The 2,357-nt window shown below is 51.5% G+C and carries 2 protein-coding genes; both read left to right on the top strand.

The features are described from left to right. On the top strand, positions 1-888 hold an 888-nt coding region (locus AUC61_RS26405; protein ID WP_243249253.1), incomplete at its 5' end, for a glycosyltransferase. A gap of 180 nt (positions 889-1,068) precedes the next feature. Beyond that, a partial coding sequence (locus tag AUC61_RS26400) for an RHS repeat domain-containing protein (RefSeq protein ID WP_422765769.1) occupies positions 1,069-2,357 on the top strand: 1,289 nt, incomplete at its 3' end.

Here is a 2,357-nt window from a genome sequence, read left to right as displayed (position 1 = left end):
TGGATTAATCCGGACACATCACAAAAAAATAAAGATTTAAATCTGTTCAAAATGCTGGAAAACAACCCAATCAACAGGATTGATCAGTTAGGTAATGTCCCCGTCCCCACCATCGCTCACTATTTTTGGGACGGAAGTAACATCCCCGCACATCACCTACGAAATACGCTCATGTTCAAACAGTTAAATCCTGATTACGAAGTTAATATCTGGACCTCCAAATACGCTAGAGCACTGACGACTCTCAGCGAAATGGAAATCAGCTCACAACCTGCTGATAGATACCTTTCAAATACACATGGAACATCGCTAGCCATTAGGACTACGCAAGAGCTATTTGATATTCTCAGCGCACACTACGGACAAACAAAAATAATAGAATCCATATTTACGCGAGAGAGCAATGGCCCTTACAGCAACCCAGCGTCGGGCAGCGACGTAATAGAACTGGCTGCTGTATATTCCTTAGGTGGCGTTTACATGGATACCGATGTCGCTGTTACCGGAGGCATCGGAACTTTGGAGGCCCCCCATGGGGCATTGGCACGCTTGGAAGGCCAGTCTACTTCCAATGCCGTAATAGCTTCAGCACCTCAATCCCCTATAATTAAAAAACTCCTCGATACAGTTGTCACCAACTATACTACCGCTCCATTTATGACAGACAGAGAGGAGAAAATCAATTTAGGATGGAGTAAAAAGCGCAGCGCCCCGGGCGAAGGTCTATTTAGTCGATTTAAATTAACCATGCACATGACAGGCCCGGAAATATTCGCGGATCAATTGCGCAATGTAAACCCTGCAGAATACTCAGTGCCCATCGAGTACTTCGCTCAGGTCGACAACAAAATGAGCATCCACGCACGACCTGCAACCAGAACATTATAAAACATATTCTTCCAAGGATACAAATCTGGATTAAATGCTGAAAGTCGTTGGCGAAACCCCAAACCAGGAAGAAGGGCCTCATTCAGTTAATTGCAATAATCAAACGATTCTATATTTTCTAAAATGTGTGCTATTGAATTTTTATAAAATTAAAATATTGTTAATACGAAGACTTACATTATGAACATTGCTCTCCATGCTCACACCCCTATCGTGGCGATCTTCGATCCCCGCGCCCTGGCGGTGGGTAGCCTTGGATATTGCCGGAGTAGTGAGCTGGATGAGCCTGAGCCGCGAATAACTCGCCACTCTTACGACCTCGCTGGCCGCCTGATTGCCAGCCAGGACCCACGTCTGCCAACGCCCAACCAGCGCAGCGTGTATAGCCTTTCCGGCCAAGTGTTATCGACCGACAGCGTCGACTCTGGCTGGCGGTTGACGCTGCCGGGCGAAGCGGGGCAGTTGCTATCGGGTTGGGACGGGCGCGGCAGTCAGCGGCAGGTTGAATATGACGAGCTGCTGCGGCCGGTATTGATCCGGGAAACCACTGAGACTGTCCGTGGGACCGGCTTTAGCTGGGAGGCCAGCTCAATCGCAGCAGCCCCTTCGCCAGACACATCGCCTTCCCGGCTAAAGCCGCTCCCACGGAAATCACAGTCTCAAATCGTCGAGCGTTTCACCTACGCTGGCCCGGAATCTGCTGAGCATAACCAATGCAACCAACTCGCTCGCCATGACGATACGGCAGGCACGATCCGTCGCCCGGACTACGGCCTGCTCGGATCACCACTGAACGAAGTCCGGCAGTTTTTGAGCGACCCGGATATACCCGATTGGCCGCTGCCGATAGCCGAATGCGATGCCTTGCTGGAGTCCGGAGGCCTGGAATCGAAATGGGTCTTCAACGCATTGGGCGAGGTGATCGAACAAACCGACGCCATGGGTTATACGCGGCGCGTTCAACAAACCGTCGCAGGCCAACTGAAGTCGGTTGCTCTGGGCGAGCAGGTCTTGCTCAGCGATATTAATTACAACGCGTTCGAACAGGTCGAGCGGCAAACAGCCGGTAATGGAGTCGTAAGCCGCTGGGAATACGATCCACAAGCCGGACACCTGACTGAACTTGGCTCGACACTTGGTAACAATGCACCCTTGCAGCATTTGAAATACAGCTACGACCCGGTCGGCAATATTGAACAGATCCAAGACACCGCACAACCAGTGCGTTTCTTTGCCAACCAGCGAATTGAACCGATCAACCGCTACCGTTACGACACCCTGTACCAACTGATCGAAGCCACCGGCCGGGAAGTCAAAACCGGCGCAAGCCATGGTCCCGCCCTGCCCGACTTGCAGAACCTGCCGCCTGATCCCAACCAGATCGCCAATTACACGCAAAGCTATGAATACGACGCGGGCGGCAATCTGCTGAAAATGCATCACGTCGGTGACCAGCCCTTCACCCGCCT

This window comes from Pseudomonas maioricensis, from assembly GCF_022790535.1.
Taxonomy (GTDB): domain Bacteria; phylum Pseudomonadota; class Gammaproteobacteria; order Pseudomonadales; family Pseudomonadaceae; genus Aquipseudomonas; species Aquipseudomonas maioricensis.
Note: the sequence above shows the minus strand (reverse complement) of the source record. Positions and strands in the feature narration are given on the sequence as shown.